This window comes from Nitrospirota bacterium (assembly GCA_016194305.1).
In the GTDB taxonomy this organism is placed as follows: Bacteria; Nitrospirota; Nitrospiria; order JACQBW01; family JACQBW01; genus JACQBW01.
In genome coordinates this window covers 52358-67893 of sequence record JACQBW010000006.1, presented here as the reverse complement: position 1 = coordinate 67893, position 15536 = coordinate 52358, and the positions used below count along the sequence as shown (strand labels likewise).

At 44.5% G+C, this 15536-nt stretch carries 17 protein-coding genes; 11 read left to right on the top strand and 6 right to left on the bottom strand.

Annotated elements, in window-relative coordinates; genetic code table 11:
- Positions 1-469: 469 nt before the first annotated feature.
- From HY200_02120 to HY200_02095, 6 genes are all read right to left on the bottom strand, one after another.
- Complete coding sequence (locus tag HY200_02120) at positions 470-1693, bottom strand: glycosyltransferase (GenBank protein MBI3593733.1); 1224 nt, start codon at positions 1691-1693, stop codon at positions 470-472.
- Positions 1686-2357 carry a hypothetical protein gene (locus tag HY200_02115; GenBank protein ID MBI3593732.1) on the bottom strand — a complete coding sequence of 224 codons (672 nt, stop codon included), beginning with the start codon at positions 2355-2357 and terminating at the stop codon, positions 1686-1688. The genes HY200_02120 and HY200_02115 overlap by 8 nt, the downstream gene beginning before the upstream one ends.
- A complete protein-coding gene (locus HY200_02110; protein ID MBI3593731.1) occupies positions 2354-2755 on the bottom strand; it encodes a low molecular weight phosphatase family protein in 402 nt (133 codons plus the stop codon). Before HY200_02110 ends, HY200_02115 begins: the two co-directional genes overlap by 4 nt.
- Positions 2756-2763: 8 nt before the next feature.
- On the bottom strand, positions 2764-5025 hold the full coding sequence (locus HY200_02105; GenBank protein ID MBI3593730.1) for a trehalose-6-phosphate synthase: 2262 nt from the start codon (positions 5023-5025) through the stop codon (positions 2764-2766).
- A gap of 147 nt (positions 5026-5172) precedes the next feature.
- Positions 5173-6084, bottom strand: coding sequence for an ankyrin repeat domain-containing protein (locus tag HY200_02100; protein ID MBI3593729.1), 912 nt, complete (start codon positions 6082-6084; stop codon positions 5173-5175).
- A gap of 304 nt (positions 6085-6388) precedes the next feature.
- Positions 6389-6760, bottom strand: a complete 372-nt coding sequence (locus HY200_02095) for a hypothetical protein (protein MBI3593728.1) — start codon at positions 6758-6760, stop codon at positions 6389-6391.
- Between the two features lie 421 nt (positions 6761-7181).
- Between HY200_02095 and HY200_02090 the strand changes: the two genes are divergently transcribed.
- The 11 genes from HY200_02090 to HY200_02040 all read left to right on the top strand — a co-directional run bounded on the left by HY200_02090 (position 7182) and on the right by HY200_02040 (position 15474).
- Positions 7182-8189: a sensor histidine kinase gene (locus HY200_02090; GenBank protein ID MBI3593727.1), complete on the top strand. Its 1008-nt coding sequence runs from the start codon at positions 7182-7184 to the stop codon at positions 8187-8189.
- Entirely contained in the window at positions 8186-8818 is a 633-nt protein-coding gene (locus HY200_02085; protein ID MBI3593726.1) for a response regulator transcription factor, read from the top strand. The genes HY200_02090 and HY200_02085 overlap by 4 nt, the downstream gene beginning before the upstream one ends.
- A gap of 138 nt (positions 8819-8956) precedes the next feature.
- Positions 8957-9883 (top strand): STAS domain-containing protein, encoded by a 927-nt coding sequence (locus tag HY200_02080; protein ID MBI3593725.1) that lies wholly within the window; start codon positions 8957-8959, stop codon positions 9881-9883.
- The gene (locus HY200_02075; GenBank protein ID MBI3593724.1) at positions 9880-10260 is read left to right on the top strand and encodes an STAS domain-containing protein; all 381 of its coding nucleotides are present in this window, start codon (positions 9880-9882) and stop codon (positions 10258-10260) included. Before HY200_02080 ends, HY200_02075 begins: the two co-directional genes overlap by 4 nt.
- Positions 10250-10669: an anti-sigma regulatory factor gene (locus HY200_02070; protein MBI3593723.1), complete on the top strand. Its 420-nt coding sequence runs from the start codon at positions 10250-10252 to the stop codon at positions 10667-10669. Before HY200_02075 ends, HY200_02070 begins: the two co-directional genes overlap by 11 nt.
- 33 nt (positions 10670-10702) lie before the next feature.
- Positions 10703-11332 carry a SpoIIE family protein phosphatase gene (locus HY200_02065; protein MBI3593722.1) on the top strand — a complete coding sequence of 210 codons (630 nt, stop codon included), beginning with the start codon at positions 10703-10705 and terminating at the stop codon, positions 11330-11332.
- A complete protein-coding gene (locus tag HY200_02060) occupies positions 11329-12585 on the top strand; it encodes a diguanylate cyclase (protein ID MBI3593721.1) in 1257 nt (418 codons plus the stop codon). The genes HY200_02065 and HY200_02060 overlap by 4 nt, the downstream gene beginning before the upstream one ends.
- Positions 12585-13541 (top strand): ATP-binding protein, encoded by a 957-nt coding sequence (locus HY200_02055; GenBank protein MBI3593720.1) that lies wholly within the window; start codon positions 12585-12587, stop codon positions 13539-13541. The genes HY200_02060 and HY200_02055 overlap by 1 nt, the downstream gene beginning before the upstream one ends.
- Entirely contained in the window at positions 13513-14145 is a 633-nt protein-coding gene (locus HY200_02050) for a response regulator transcription factor (protein MBI3593719.1), read from the top strand. Before HY200_02055 ends, HY200_02050 begins: the two co-directional genes overlap by 29 nt.
- A gap of 259 nt (positions 14146-14404) precedes the next feature.
- Positions 14405-14911 (top strand): PilZ domain-containing protein, encoded by a 507-nt coding sequence (locus HY200_02045; GenBank protein MBI3593718.1) that lies wholly within the window; start codon positions 14405-14407, stop codon positions 14909-14911.
- A gap of 173 nt (positions 14912-15084) precedes the next feature.
- Entirely contained in the window at positions 15085-15474 is a 390-nt protein-coding gene (locus HY200_02040) for a CBS domain-containing protein (GenBank protein ID MBI3593717.1), read from the top strand.
- Positions 15475-15536 lie beyond the last annotated feature (62 nt).

Below are 15536 nucleotides of genomic sequence, written 5' to 3'. Positions count from 1 at the left end.
AATAGTTGTGTCCATATTGGAATATTGCGGTTAAACTCCTCTTTCGTGGTCAAATAAACGAGGAGTTAACTGGTTTGTCTGACCTCCCCCTGAAATTAAAACCACTTGAAAATAAAATCTCCGGGCGGTCCTTTTATCTAAAAGGAACCTAATTTAGAAGATCAGTTTGACCTTCACCCCGTTTTTTTGTGATCAATTTGTGATCGTACCCAACTTATTCAATCTCAATCCTTCCTATAGCAACAAACTTTGTTTAGATCCTATATGATTGTGAAAGAACATTCCCGGATCAACTTCCATGGGTATCTACTCATGTCATGATAGTTATTACTTCCTTTAGTGATGGCTATTTCTTGCTTCCACGAAGCATTAGTCCTTCCGCCTTTTAAGAAATCGAAGGTTACGCTAGGATGGTCAAAATGACAATTCTATTTTCTATTTCGAAAGCAAAGAATCAGCGTATTTGCATTTACAAACGAATAAAGTCTGTTGCCGGATGTTCCAGAGAAAGGAAAAGTAACATGTAATCTTTCAGATGCCGGGTCAATAGGAAATTCTGGCGAACATGTTCTTTACCATTTGCGCCCAATTTTTTGGCATACTCCGGCATGCTAAGTAGCTGTTTTAGCCAGTAGGCTGCACCATCATTAGTGTGGGTCAAAATTCCTGATTGCTTGTGTAAAATCTGAAGTGGAATGCCTCCCACAGCAGACGCAATAACCGGTTTCCCTTTCCAGAGCGCTTCGGTGACGGTTAACCCAAAGCCTTCTCGTAGTGATTTTTGGAGGATAATAGTCGAGGCTCTCTGGATTGCATTTATTTCCAGGTGAGCCGTAGGGGGGAGGCAGAGGATTATGATATCCGAATCGGTAAGAACTCTCTCACGTACTTCGTTGAGAACCTGGATGCCTTCCGGGTCATCACCTGCCGTTCCACCGACAAGAAGAAGTCTGGCATCCACATAGGGGGTTATCTTCCGAAATGTTTCGATGACGCCCAATGGGTCTTTCAACCGATCAAACCGGGAAACCTGGGTCACCAGAGGTTTGTCATCTGGAATATTCAGGCGTTCCATTATAGATTCTATCTCTTCGGGGTGAAGATCTCTGTTTTTATCACTCAAAGGATCAATCGAAGGGGAGATTAAAACCTGAGGTATTGAAAGCCGTTGAGCGAAGCTCGGAGCAGAAAAAACACAGGCATCGTACTGCTCCACGTAGGATTTGAAGTAATCCCAGACTAAAGGATCAGGTTGAGAAAGGTCAATATGGCATCGCCAGATCCAATGATTTTCAAGATTTCTTCGATTTTTAACCAATGCGGCTGGTTGAGGATCATGGATAAATACGAAGTCTTTATCTAATCTCATCTGACTGAGATTTTGATCCAAGGTATCTTCATAGATCATGTAATCTTTCGTTACGACATCCGATTTGTTACCATGAAGAGCATTGTGAAATCTCTTTGTAGTGGCGTAAAAATCTTCTCCTCCTTTGACAACCTCCCAGTTTGCTTCCATGCCCAGTTCGCAGAGAAAAGGAACAATACGATTTAAGATTTCGGCTACTCCGCCGCCAACGGCTGTAGAGTTAATATGCAGAACCGATTTATCCTCAAGATATTGGGACAAGTGATACAACTCCTCCAGCGTGTTGCTACCGACAATTGCGCGGTACTCTTCAAGGTTAGACATGGGTAAGCTCCTTTATTCTTTTTTCGACTAAACCGATGATATTCAAACGTAATCCGTTTAAGGTTTGACTGCGGAGATTAGGAGTCGCAATCAATGCGGCCATTGATTTCTCACCCAGCTCGGTTTCAAACCAATGTGAAAAATCATTGATTCCTAGAGAAGATCTCAATTTGGCTTCAAAGATATGGAGGTAGAGACTCGAGCTGCTCACCTTTTTGAGACATTCGAGAAATTCCGAATAATCACGGGCACGATAGGGTGTAGGAACTGAAAATCTAAGGGTTCTCATAAAGTGGAATTCTTTGCCGTCGGGTGATTGACGGAGAACTCTGTTTATCTTGAGATGATCCTCGATACAAGAAACCAGAGCCTGCTGAAGGTTACTTAGCGATTTGAATTGGGTTGTGTCGATGGCGGCCAGCCTCTCTCCTAGTATTTCATCCTGAAGCATATGAGTTATCCACCAGGAAAAATCATTGGGAGGTTCCGGAACAAGATTGTTATGTTCTTCCATGAAATGGTGTGTGTGCTGATAGATGACGGATGGTGGAGCAATCTTGAGATAATCGAGAAGCTCCTGGATGTTTTTCGCTTTAATGCCTGTCAGAAAAGTCAGGCTCAGCCGGGTATAGAAACAAAAGGGTTGGTCAGTGCGAGGAGTCACAAAGATAACCTTTCGATGTTTTGTATTAGTATTCGGATATGATGAGTTAAATCTTTATAAAGAGCTTGATAAGCACTTATAGGACCATCCATAGGATCCGGAATATTCCACCGGATTAATTGAATAGCCGATACCTCTGGTTTCATGCCTCCGAAATCCATATTGACTACAAAGTCCCATTCTAGGCGCGGCAACGCAGAAAACCCTTTAGGTTTGGAATAGTTCATGCTTAGTTGGTGTTTTCTTAGAATTTCTACGGCTTTGGGATCCACTTGACGCGACGGATTAAAACCGGCGCTTTCAATAATCCAGGAATGAGTAGCCACTTTTTTACAAATGGCTTCCGCAATCTGACTTCTGCATGCGTTATGGGTGCAGACAAATAAAATCGATCGCATCAAAAATCCTAGACCGGCTTCGCCATTGATTCTTGTTCCAGGCGAAGCTGGACAAGTTTATCCATTAACTCCGCTGTCCACCGGTAGATGTTGTGATTGTGAAGGTTATCGCGCATTGCCTGCATACGGACTCTTTGCTCTTCAGTGGGCATTTCTAAAGCCTGTCGGATTGCCTCGGCCATCTGGTCTGTGTCGTATGGATTGATTAGCAGGGCGTCTTGAAGCTCCGTGGAGGCTCCTGTAAACTGACTTAGAATCAGTACACCCGTCTCATCATTCCTTACAGACACAAACTCTTTGGCGACAAGGTTCATGCCATCATGAAGGGAGGTTACAAGACAAAGATTCGCGAACGTATAAAAAGGTTCGATTTCGTCATGGCTGTGGTGTTTTTTGAGAAAGACAATCGGCTTCCATTCTTTTTTCTGAAACCGGTTGTTGATACGATTGGCTTCGTTCTCGACTTCATATATTAAATCATGGTAGCGCTTAATCAGTGTGCGGCTTGGCGCTCCCAGCTCTACAAATGTAAATAGTCCTTGATAACGGGGGTACTTTTCAAAAAAACGTTCTATTCCCTTAAATCGCTCTAATATTCCTTTAGTATAATCAATGCGGTCGACTCCCACGCCTAGAAATTTTGCTTTAATCCCAATGTTCTTTAAGAAAATTTCTTTTGTAAAACCAACCGGTTTTTTAACGGTTATTGAATTGGAAGTATCCTGAATTGCGATACTGATGGGAAAGGGTTTTACCTGAGTGGTATGGCCTTTTCGATTCACAGCAAAATGTTGCCAGTCAATCCTGGACTCTAATGCTCGATCCACGGTATCCAGGAAATTATTACAGTGAAACTGGATGTGAAATCCAACCAGGTCGGCTCCCAGCATTCCGCTTAAGATCTCTTTCTCCCACGGACAGATACCAAAGGATTCCGGATTGGGCCATGGAATATGCCAGAAAAGAGCAACTCTGGCGTCTGGGCGCTTTTCTTTGATTAGTCGTGCCAGCAGAGCGAAATGATAATCCTGGATTAGAACGCAGGGTTCGACGGTCCCTTTCATTTCTTCTAACGCGGCCAGAGCAAACTTCTCATTCACCTGTTGGTAATAATTCCAATCTTCAGATCGAAAAGTAGGCCGGGTGTGTGCAATATGACAGAGGGGCCAGAGACCTTCATTGGCAAATCCATAATAGTAACCGTTCTCTTCCTCTTTCGTAAGCCAGACTCGCTTGAGGATATATTGGGGCTCTTCTGGAGGAACACGCATTTTTCCCGTTTCGTCCACAGTCTCCGTATCCGCTTCTCCACTTCCATGTGCGATCCAGGTTCCCTCACAGGCTCGAAGAACCGGTTCCAGTGCGGTGACCAAACCACTGGCGGGGACGACGTATTCAATTTGATTGCCTTTTCGGACATGCATATAAGGCTCGCGGTTGGAGATAACGAAAAGGGGCTTGCCCCGAAGTTGAATGCGAACATGTTCTTTTAGCCGCTCCGGGGTCCATTTAGAATCTGCTGATTGCCGAAGTCGGGCTTCCATCTCTGCTGTAGTCCGAGCAACCTTGAGACTTTTGGCCATTTGGGTTATTTCTCTTGCCAGTGGGGCGAGGGGGTCTCTTTTAAAAACGATAAAGGGTTCGTTTGTTTCACCCATGCGAAGTTTTTTGATCCGTTCGGCCATTCTGGCGATTGGGCTCTCGATGCTCCAGCGAATGAAAAGGAGGGTGACCATGGAAATCAAAACCATCTGAACCAACAACCTCTGGAAGGCATCTCGCCAGATGTGAAAAAATCTGGCCTGAATATATGCCGTATTGTGAAAAATTGCTAAAGCACCGACAACTTTGTCCTCTTGATGCAAGGGTACGGCATAGAGATAATTTTCTTTATTTGGCAAGGAATCAAAACTGCTTGAATCTGTATCTTTTTCCAGGACATTTAGAACCTCCTTTGGAGTGGTTTGAAGAAGAGGGGTGAGGCTCGTGGTTATGGCCAGAAGAGTTCCCTTTTCGTTATATACCGCAACACCCGAAAGCCTTTCGCGGTTTCCGAGTTTTTCAAGTAGTTTTTGGAGATTTTGGAAAGACCCTTTCTCAAGAAGGGTGTCCACTGTGTCCTCGAGGCTATCTGCTAGAAGCCTGGACCGCTTTTCCAGTTCCTCCTGCAGTCTGGTTTTTTCCTCATGGACCTGGATATAGGCAAAAGAAGCTGCCGCCACCGCCATGACTATGATTAAAGAAACAATGAGCCGAAATGTGATATGCATATAATCCCTCTGCCCCTTGACTAGGCTGCCGCTACTCCATGCTGACCGAAAACGACCCATGCTTACGCTAAAATATAACGTCATTTAATTTTCTGGGTCTGATTAACCGGACATTGGCTCTCGCTCATACGCCAATTTTCCGTTTTATTAGCCTCCCATTGATACAGCTTTACCCAAGAGTTTAACAGCATCTTTATTAGCGTATTGGGTAGCCCGTTGTAGCGGTGTTTCTCCGTAATTGTTTTTAACATTCCGGTTTGCTCCACGGTCTAAAAGAAGCTTGATAATCCCTTTTGAACCCCATCCAGCAGCTCGATGAAGAGGGGTGTCGCCATCGCTACGCATCGCGTTGGCATCGGCATCATGACTCAGTAGAAGTGCTGCCACCTCCCCATGACCTCCTTCAACGGCCCAATGGAGTGGTGTTTCTCCCGTTATATCTTTGGTATTGACATTGGCATGACGGGCAATCAGAAGTTCGACGATCTCTTTATGAGAGTTTCTGGCCGCAAGGTGTAAAGGTGTCTCTCCGCTAGTTCCTTTGGCATTGATTTCGGCCTGATGGTTCAGCAAAAACTCGGCTAAGTCTTTGTAACCTCCTGTCGTAGCCCAATGCAGGGGTGTTTCTTCGTCCTTATCTCTGGCGTTAACGTCGGCATGATGTTCTACCAAAAGTCTTGCAATTTCCCCTTGGTTCCATCCGACAGCCCGATGAAGAGGTGTCGCGCCATCACGATCCCTGGCATTGACATCGGCTTTTTGGGCCAGAAGGAAAAGGACGAGTGGTTTATCTCCAGTTCTTGCGGCAATATGTAGCGCAGTGGCTCCCTCATTGTCTTTGGCATCGACATAAAGATGGTAATCCAGTATCATTTCTTTGACCTTTCCCAAGTCGTCTTTTTCTACAGCCTTCATAAATTCCTCTTGGCCAAATTCACGAGAAACAGTTTCAGAATTGACAAATTGAGATTCAGCCGCCTCTACCAAAGAGATTCCAAAAATTAATTTGAAACTAAATAACAGCGAAAAAAGTAGAAATCGTGGCCACGATGTCTTCATATCAGGTTCTCCTTTTTTTTGTTGTAGACGCTTGATGACTTAAAGCAAAATGAATGCCCACCTAAGTCATTCATCTAAAATAAACATTTTAAGGTTTTAATATTTGACATCTGGCAAAAAACCAGAAATCAAATAAAATACCGAAAAGTGGGCGATGAAGTGCCCGAAACAACTTAAGTGTTTTCTTCGGCCAGTACGTTCAAGCTTAGGGCATAACTAAAAGAACCACAATCCGGTAAAACCCTGAATTGTGACCTGGAGGATTACCGAGTTCTTTTATATTGAAGTTAGAACGATTCCAGGATCAGCGGCGATTCATTCTTCTCATGGGATGATCCGGTGGACCGGGTTGTTCCTTCCGGGTTCCTGCAAGCGGAGGCCTGAGATCGATTGTCTTATTATTAAGAATGGTGACCTGTACTTTTAAATTTAAAATGAAATGAGTCTGAGTGAGATTTCTTGTGGTCCCATTTTCTTTATAACCTTCTAAGAAGTCCAAATGGATATTCGTTTCAAGGCCATTCCTGAAATTGTATAATAATATTTCCATATCAGTAATTTTCTTCACCATCCAGATATCATCAACGATCATATGCCTGGACTGAACGATTTCGCGGGATACCGGACGAAGTCGGACAATTTTTCCTTTAAGAATTTCAATTTCATGAAGTTTCATCGTTAGCTCCTCATAAGGTTTTATTTCCATCTGTTTCTTCAAACACAAATTTCAAATCAGACAATCTAAATAGAATTTATTCTCCCCTTCACTTGTCATCAGCGGATTATGAGGCATTTTTGGACAAAGCGGCGACTCACATCTTACAGACTCATACTGTCAGTAACCATTAGGCAAAGTCCTGAATTGTGGCCAGGAAGATCACTGATATAACATTCATCAGATCTATGAATGGGAAGCGATTATGGTTTTTTACTTTGAAAGATTTGATCTCTTATTAGCGGGCACCAAACAAAAATATGGATTAGGATTTATCCATTTTAATTGGCAAAAATCATTTTTTTAATTTACTATTTTAGATGTATTAAAAAAAACAGTCCTTTGTCCAAAAAGTGTTTATTAAGGATTTTCGGATAAAATGATGGCTCGACAATCATTACAACAATTAAATGAATGTTACCTCCTGGCTCTGAGAGAATATTTGACGGGAGTGGGTGAGTCAGCGTTGGACCGGGGATATGAACTTGGCCGCGAAGCCGCATTAAACGGAGTCGGAGTATTGGAGGCGATTGACATCTACCGTCAGGCTCTGGAGAAGAGTTTAATTATCCGCCTAAAACCCTCTGATCAGGCGCGCGTTATTCGGGCAGTGGAATTTCTTGTCGAGTCGCTTTCGCCATTTGAGGTCATCTATCGTGGATATCGAGAAAAAAATACAAGACTTCGTCTCCTATCTGAACGTCTCCAATCTATTAGGGAAGAGGAACGGGCGAGAATTGCCCGTGATATCCATGATGATCTGGGACGATCGTTAACCTGTTTGAAATACGACCTTTCAGGACTTCAAAAACGTTTTCGTACAGAAAAACATAGCAATTGTCCACAGGATCAAAATTCATCTGGGGATCCAACCGTTGAACCAATCTCGGTGCTGGATAAAACGGATAGGATGGTAAAGCTGATTGATGAAACCATTCAGATGGTACGACAAATTGCGTCAGCGTTAAGACCACCGATTCTGGACGATCTTGGTCTGGAAGCCGCAATTGAATGGCAGTTGAGGGATTTTCAAGCTAGAACAGGTATACAGTTTAATTTGAATTTGCCTTCACGGGATCTCGCAATCGATCAAAAGAGATCCAGTTCACTTTTCCGTATTTTTCAGGAGATTTTGACCAATACGGCCCGGCACGCTCAGGCAACTGCTTTAAGGATTTCCCTACGGAAAAAAGGTGCCAAAATAATCCTTGATGTCCATGATAACGGAATAGGAATTACGACGGCTGAAATTTCGGCTGTCAGGTCCCTTGGACTTCTAGGAATGAGGGAACGGGCATCCTTTTTGGGCGGCGAAATACGTATAGCGGGGCGACCCGGAAAAGGGACAAAAGTGACTGTTCAGATTCCTTTTGTGGGAGAGTTGTCATGATAAATATTTTAATTGCCGATGATCATGCGGTGGTGCGTCAGGGTATCAAGAATATTCTCCAAACGACTTCAGATCTTAAAGTGGCCGGAGAAGCTGGCAACGGACAAGAGGTCATGAAACAGGTTCGCAGCCAAAGCTGGAATGTGGTTGTCCTGGATATGGCGATGCCTGGCAAGACAGGACTCGATCTGCTTAAAGAAATTAAGGGAGAACAGCCGGATCTTCCCGTTCTGGTATTGAGCATGCATTCTGAGGACCAGTATGCGGTCCGTCTGCTTAGAGCAGGAGCTTCCGGTTACATGACTAAGGAAAGCGCACCGGATGATCTAATCAATGCAATACGAAAAGTTGCTGGTGGAGGAAAATATATCAGCTCTTGCCTTGCGGAACAATTGGTGCAGGACTTGCGATTGGACTCTGAAAAACCTTTTCATGAGCTCCTTTCTGACCGGGAATATCAGGTAATGTGTTTGATTGCAGAGGGTAAGAGCATCAAACAGATTGCTGAACAGATGGTCCTTTCCATAAAGACAGTGAGTACTTACCGGTCCCGGATTCTTGAGAAAATGAAGATGAAGACAAACGCGGATCTGATTCAGTATGGAATTCGAAACAAGCTGGTTGATTAAATGATCCTTTTTATTCCTTGTCGGGAAAGCACCGACAAGGCAATCTCACTAATTCCTACATCAGAATCAGTCTCCGGCTGATACCCTTTTTTGTAAAATCCGATAGAATCCATAAGAACTGTTTATCACAATCTTTCAATGAGGAGAAAAACCATGCCAAAAAGAGAAGAATCGACTCTTCTTCAAGCCGTACCGGAAACTCGGGCCTTGCTTCGCGAACTGGTGGCGCATCTTAGGGAAAACCGCACCGAGCTTCGAGAAGAATGGGCGCGACGCATCACAGAGGCCGGACTTTTAACATCTATGACCAAAGAGGAGATTTTTAAAGAGGCGACGACCGTTTATGATAACTATGTCGCGGTGCTGGAAACCGGTTCAGTCGAAGCGCTTCAGGCTTACGCCCGAGACCTTTCGGAAAGGATTATCCCAAGGGGTGTGGAAACCCACGAGGTCCTTGGAATTGTTTTATTACTTCGCGATGTGTTGGCGCGTTCTCTCTTCAAGAAGTATCAGACTGATTTTGGACTTTTGAATCGTGTCCTGGATGCCTATGAGCCGGCAGCAAACCGGATTGCCAATACAGTAGGCGTCGGATTTGTTCAGGAACGTGAACGTATCATTCGGCAACAGCAGGAAGCGATTCGCGAGCTCTCTACTCCAGTATTGCAAGTCCGAGAACGTCTATTGATCCTTCCTATTATCGGGGTCATCGATCCGCAAAGGGCACGTCAGTTAACCGAACAGTTGCTCAGAGGCATTCGTTCAAACCGTGCCAAAGTAGTGGTGATGGACATTACAGGTGTTCCCTCGGTTGACGCGACGGTGGCAAATCATCTGGTACAAACCATGGATGCGTCTCGTTTGATGGGAGCCACGGTGATCGTCACCGGTTTGTCGTCTGAGATTGCCCAAACGCTAGTCAACATCGGCGTGGAATTCGGGAAAATGAAAACGGTGGGAGATTTACAGGGGGGGATTGAAGAAGCAGAAAAGTTATTAGGATATAAAGTGATTTTGGAAGAGCTTAGCGGACGGGACCAGAAATATAGAGAAAGCGAAAGATGAATGTACCGATTCTTAAACAACATGATTATTTGATCGCAACGGTTCAATCCGCACTGAGCGACGAAGATCTGAAACAATTCCAGGGCGATCTGGTGGCTCGGGTGGGAAAGTTCCGCTCGCGTGGTGCTATTATTGACGTCACTGCGCTGGATGTGATCGATTCGTTTGCTGTTCGAACTTTGAAAAATATTGCCAATATGATTCGGTTTCGGGGTGCGGAGACCGTCATTGTGGGTATCCGGCCCGAGATTGCTTTTTCGATGGTTCAGCTCGGTCTTGATATGGGCGGCGTGGCGACGGCTTTGGATTTGGAAGAGGGACTTGCCCATTTGGATCACAGTTCTGAGACAAATACGGGCATCGCAAATGAAACATGAAACTCGTGTCCAGATTATTTGCTCCACCGATATTGTGACAGCACGGGCCCATGGCCGGACTTTGGCGTCACAGATCGGGTTTACCGGAAGCGACCTGACCATCATAGCGACGGCCATTTCGGAAGTTGCCCGAAACATCGTTGAATATGCCGGAAAAGGTGAAATTATTCTGGGACCGGTACAAGAAAGTCGTCTAAAGGGAATATTCATTATTGCCCAGGATGAAGGCCCCGGAATCGCAGATATTGACCGGGCTCTCCAGGATGGTTATTCAACTGGAAACGGACTCGGGCTTGGATTGCCGGGCGCAAAACGGTTGATGGACGAGTTTGAAATTCAATCCGAGGTCAGGAAGGGTACAACGGTGAAGATGAAAAAATGGCTTCGCCGGAATGGTTCGGTTGAGTAGGAAAACACAATTTGACGGGGATTTACTGGATCAATGAGCGGATTTAGGCATATCGATTGGGGAGTGGCTTTCAAAGCGATGGACGGCCAGTGCGAATCCGGGGATCGTCATCTGGTTTCATTGTTTGATGAAGGAGCGCTGGCCGCGGTTGTAGATGGGCTGGGTCATGGACGTGAAGCGGCCGAATCGGCTGAAGCTGCTGTTAAAACGCTTGGAAATCATCCGGACGAACCTCTTGCCAGTCTGATCAACCGGTGTCACAGGAATTTACTGAGAATGCGTGGTGTCGCCATGACCATGGTGTCATTTCAGGGACTGGGAAAACAAGAACAGAAAAGGACCAAAATAGAGTGGCTGGCTGTGGGAAATGTCGAAGGGCTGTTAATCCACACAAATCAGAATGCAAATCCTCGAACTGAATGGATTTTGCTCAATGCCGGAACAGTGGGCTATAAACTTCCTATTTTAAGAACCACTTCCGTTTCGATTTCGCCGGGAGATCAGTTGATTCTTGCAACAGATGGAATTAAGGACACTTTTGCCGAAGAGCTCCCGCAAAATATTCCGCCCCAACAATTGGCTTCTCAGATTCTTGCAAGACACAGAAATCCAATGGATGACGCGTTGGTGCTGATCATTCGCTATATGGAGCAATCCATATGAATGATCTTTCGCGAAACATTGGCGAGCCCTATCTTTTGGCTTTAAAGGACTACCTTTCCCATGGAAAGGAAGAAGCTTTAAAACAGGCATATGAGTTGGGTCGTAAGGCTGTTGCCGACCGTATCGGTGTGTTAGAAATGATCACCGTTCATGAAGAAGCGCTGGGAGCAATTCTATCCGAGACGCGAGAATCCCATAAAAGCCGTAAAATGATTCGAGTGACTGAATTTTTTGCAGAGATTCTTTCTCCCTTTGACATGGTTCAGCGCGGCTTGCATGAAGCTTATAATACCCTTACCGATCTCCATAAAACACTTAAACGTCAGAATCAAGAGTTGATTAGGCTATTGAATGTTCTCGATGCGAGTTCAAACGAAATTTATATGTTTGATGTGAAAACGCTTCACTTTCTTTATGTCAACGCGCGTGTCCTTCGAAATTTCGGCTGTTCCCTGGAGAACGTCCAGAAAATGAGTCCTCTCGATTTGATCTTGGGATATGACGAGACTGCGTTCAAATCATTGCTTTATCCTTTGCTGGAAGGGCAAAAAAAGAAACTGGTTGTGCAGACCCAACATTGTAAATCAGACGGGTCAGAATACCCCGTGGAAGAGCATTTCCAGCTTATTGAACAAGGTCAGGAAAGGATTTGTCTGGTAGTGACACTTGATCTAACTGAACGTAAACAGATGGAAGTGTTAACCCATCTCGCTTATCACGATAATCTGACCGGGTTACCCAATCGTCTCCTGTTTCAAGATCGTCTTCAACATGCCCTGCAGACTGGTCGACGAGATCTCTCCACAACGGCGCTACTTTTACTCGATCTAAACCGTTTTAAAGAAGTTAACGACGATTATGGACATGACAAAGGCGACGCAGTTCTTCAACAGCTGGGACCTCGATTGCATTCAGTGTTACGTGAATCCGATACTTTGGCGCGTCTTGGAGGAGACGAATTCGCAGTACTGTTGCCCTCAACTTCGATAGAAGGGACGGAACTTGCAGTAAACAAGATACTGGAGATTATTGAGCAGCCTTTTTCTGTTGAATCTGCACGATTTGAGATTGGTGCAAGTATCGGAATTGCTCTTTTCCCCTGGCACGGGACAACTGCGGATCTCCTCATGCGCCGGGCGGATGCCGCTATGTATGCCGCAAAGAAAGTTCATGGCGGTTATAAAATATATTCTCCGGACTGCGACAGTTCTTATAGAAAACCTTCGATAGAATGGAAATCAGAGCCCAGGTAATGAAAGAAACCCTAAATGATTTCCATGAGCGCTATTTTTTAGCATTTCAGGATTATCTGGAAGGCGTCGGAGAAGGCGCTCTGGGACGCGGCTATGAATTGGGACGCCAAGCGGTCTCGTCGGACATCGGTGTGCTGGATCTTGTTGCCATTTACAAGGAAGCGGTTAGAAAAACATTGCCGGGCAATCTGAGACCTGAGGAAGTCGATCGCATTCTTAAGGGAGCCGAATTCTTTTTAGAAAGCCTTTCTTCATTTGAAATTACTCATCGTGCGTTTCGGGATTCGAACGCGGGCCTTCGCAGGATGAATCAGATGCTGGAAGAAGAGACCCGTCGGATCACACACGTCCTTCACGACGAGGCCGGACAGCTTCTTGCTGCAACCTACCTGGCGCTGAAGGAAGTTGAATGCCAGGTACCGCTGCATTTTCAAGAAGGTTTTCAAAAAATAAGAAATCTCCTTCAGCTCAGTGAACAGCATTTGCGACGTCTTGTCCACGAGGTAAGACCGACCGTTCTAGATGATCTGGGGCTTCTACCGGCTTTAGAATTCCTGGCTCGTGGTGTCTCGAAACGATCAGGATTGGTGATCCCGGTTAAAGGATTATTGCAGGGACGTCTCCAGCCCCTAGTTGAAACTTTGATCTATCGGATTGTGCGGGAGGCCCTGACAAATGTCGTAAGACATGCCTGCGCAAAGGAGGTGGTCATTCGTGTGTACCAGGAAGATCAGGGAATTCAATGTTCGATTCAAGATGATGGTATTGGAATGAAGGAAACAACACTTTCCGATTGCGAGGAAGAAAAAGGACTGGGGTTAACAGGGATTCGTGAACTGCTTAAGAGTTATGGCGGGACTTTAAAAATTCAATCCATGTCAGGCCAAGGTACAGGATTGTTTATTTTTATTCCACGGGAGGCACGGAATGGGTCTGGATATTCTCCTAGCCGATGACCACGGTATTTTTCGGGAAGGAGTGAAAGCTTATCTGGAGAGGAAAGGATTCCAGATCATCGCAGAGGCCGCGTCTGGAGATGAAGCAATCCAGATGGCACAAAAGTATTTACCGGATATTGCCATTCTGGATCTCTCAATGCCAATTTTAAATGGTATTGATGCGGCGAAGGAGATTCATCGGGTCTGTCCGAAGACAAAAACCATTATTCTAACCATACATGACGAAGACCTTTATGTTCTGGAGGCCCAACGGGCCAGAATTAGCGGTTATGTCCTGAAACAACAGGCCGGGGAAGATCTTCTCCAGGCTATAGACCAGGTTTCCCGCGGATCGGTTTATTTGAGTCCGGGAATTTCCAAGATAGTGGTAGAAGCTTTTTTAGATAAAAAAGAACTCCCTTCAGATCCTCTTACCTCCCGAGAGCGTCAGGTCCTTCAATTGGTGGCGGAAGGAAACAGCACAAAGGAAATTGCCCAGTTTTTGGGGGTCAGTCCAAAAACCGCCGAATCCCACCGGGGAAGGATTATGGATAAGCTCGATATTCATGGAACGGTCGGACTTGTTCGTTATGCCATTCGCCAAGGTTTGATTCAGCCTTAAGAGTCAAGATGGTATTTTCCTCCCTTTTCTTTCAGTGATCTTCGAGGTCAGAATTCAGGGTTTTACCTGATTGTCCTTATATTTCTATACCCGTAAAATTGAGTCCAACCCGGGACTGATAAAAAACTCCCGGGAGAAATATAAATTAGAGACGGGAGAATACATTATGGATCTTGTTTTTCTATATCTTTATGAACTGTCAGTTTCAACCATTGTTTAAATTAAATAAAGCTAGAAAAGTGTTTTTATAGGAGGAAAAATGGAAACCTATATGAAATTTGGCATTTCGATGCTGCAAAATGATTTGACTCTACTCGCAATTTTAACCGGTCTCATTTTCTTTGGCGGAATGGTTTTGATCTCAATTGAAGTATTTGGGCCTGATCGGTCTCAAAATTCAACTCAATATTCATTTCAAGCGGATTTGAATGAGCGTCGTAGAAGTTATCAAAGAATTACTCTTCCGGGAATGGTTCAGGCGGAGATTCCCTCCCTTGGAATCACATTCCAGTCAACCGTTTGGAATATCAGCAGAAGCGGTATTTGCATCGTTTCGCCAAAATGGCTTGGAAAAGGATCTACCATATCCATGGGACTGAGCTGGTTTGGATTGTCGACAAATGTCTATGAGACCCGAGTAGAAGGCAGCGTCGTTTTTTGCCTGAATTACGGTAAACTCTCCATTCTGGGAATTGTTTTTAAAGGGGTAATTACGGAGTCTGATTTTAATCACTTTCGCAGGATCTCAACTGCGGAAACACCATAAAGCCTTATTGGTCGTTTCACGGTCTAAAAATATGGTAAATCGGTAAAAGAAATCGGCATGGAAAAAATGCTGCAGGCGATCTACGGATTAATGTTTGCCATTACAGGAGCCCAATCTCCTATTTAGAGCCCTCTAACTTCAATGAGTTTATTGTAAGAAAGGATCATTTCCCTATGATGAAATTAAAAGAGATTATGACAACCAATCCAGTAAAGATAGAAGCGGATAAAACAGTTCGTGATGCGAGTATCCTGATGGCTCAAGTGAAATTGGGAAGCCTCCTTGTTTGCAAAAGAGGGGAAGTCATTGGAATTTTGGAAGAATCCGATATTATCAGAAATGTTTTGGCAGAAGACTTAAATCCCTATGTCACAAGAGTGGAAAAAGTGATGTCTATTCCTTTTATCATTGATGAAGAAAGATCGGATAATGAAGCCAGTGACATGATGAATCAACATAATGTGAGACATTTGGCTGTCTCTTCGAATTCCACCATTTCCGGAATAGTTTCCATGCTCGATTTAATTCGCCCGATTTATTTAGGTAAATCATTCTGGGCATAAGACTGAATTATTAAAATTGGGAAATTTAACGAAATGAGATTGGATCATTAAGAAAAAATACT

Coding starts and splice junctions, on each gene's coding strand:
- HY200_02120 (MBI3593733.1), bottom strand. CDS start 1,693: ATGTCTAACCTTGAAGAGTACCGCGCAATTGTCGGTAGCAACACGCTG.
- HY200_02110 (MBI3593731.1), bottom strand. CDS start 2,755: ATGCGATCGATTTTATTTGTCTGCACCCATAACGCATGCAGAAGTCAG.
- HY200_02105 (MBI3593730.1), bottom strand. CDS start 5,025: ATGCATATCACATTTCGGCTCATTGTTTCTTTAATCATAGTCATGGCG.
- HY200_02100 (MBI3593729.1), bottom strand. CDS start 6,084: ATGAAGACATCGTGGCCACGATTTCTACTTTTTTCGCTGTTATTTAGT.
- HY200_02095 (MBI3593728.1), bottom strand. CDS start 6,760: ATGAAACTTCATGAAATTGAAATTCTTAAAGGAAAAATTGTCCGACTT.
- HY200_02090 (MBI3593727.1), top strand. CDS start 7,182: ATGGCTCGACAATCATTACAACAATTAAATGAATGTTACCTCCTGGCT.
- HY200_02085 (MBI3593726.1), top strand. CDS start 8,186: ATGATAAATATTTTAATTGCCGATGATCATGCGGTGGTGCGTCAGGGT.
- HY200_02080 (MBI3593725.1), top strand. CDS start 8,957: ATGAGGAGAAAAACCATGCCAAAAAGAGAAGAATCGACTCTTCTTCAA.
- HY200_02075 (MBI3593724.1), top strand. CDS start 9,880: ATGAATGTACCGATTCTTAAACAACATGATTATTTGATCGCAACGGTT.
- HY200_02070 (MBI3593723.1), top strand. CDS start 10,250: ATGAAACATGAAACTCGTGTCCAGATTATTTGCTCCACCGATATTGTG.
- HY200_02065 (MBI3593722.1), top strand. CDS start 10,703: ATGAGCGGATTTAGGCATATCGATTGGGGAGTGGCTTTCAAAGCGATG.
- HY200_02060 (MBI3593721.1), top strand. CDS start 11,329: ATGAATGATCTTTCGCGAAACATTGGCGAGCCCTATCTTTTGGCTTTA.
- HY200_02055 (MBI3593720.1), top strand. CDS start 12,585: ATGAAAGAAACCCTAAATGATTTCCATGAGCGCTATTTTTTAGCATTT.
- HY200_02050 (MBI3593719.1), top strand. CDS start 13,513: ATGGGTCTGGATATTCTCCTAGCCGATGACCACGGTATTTTTCGGGAA.
- HY200_02045 (MBI3593718.1), top strand. CDS start 14,405: ATGGAAACCTATATGAAATTTGGCATTTCGATGCTGCAAAATGATTTG.
- HY200_02040 (MBI3593717.1), top strand. CDS start 15,085: ATGATGAAATTAAAAGAGATTATGACAACCAATCCAGTAAAGATAGAA.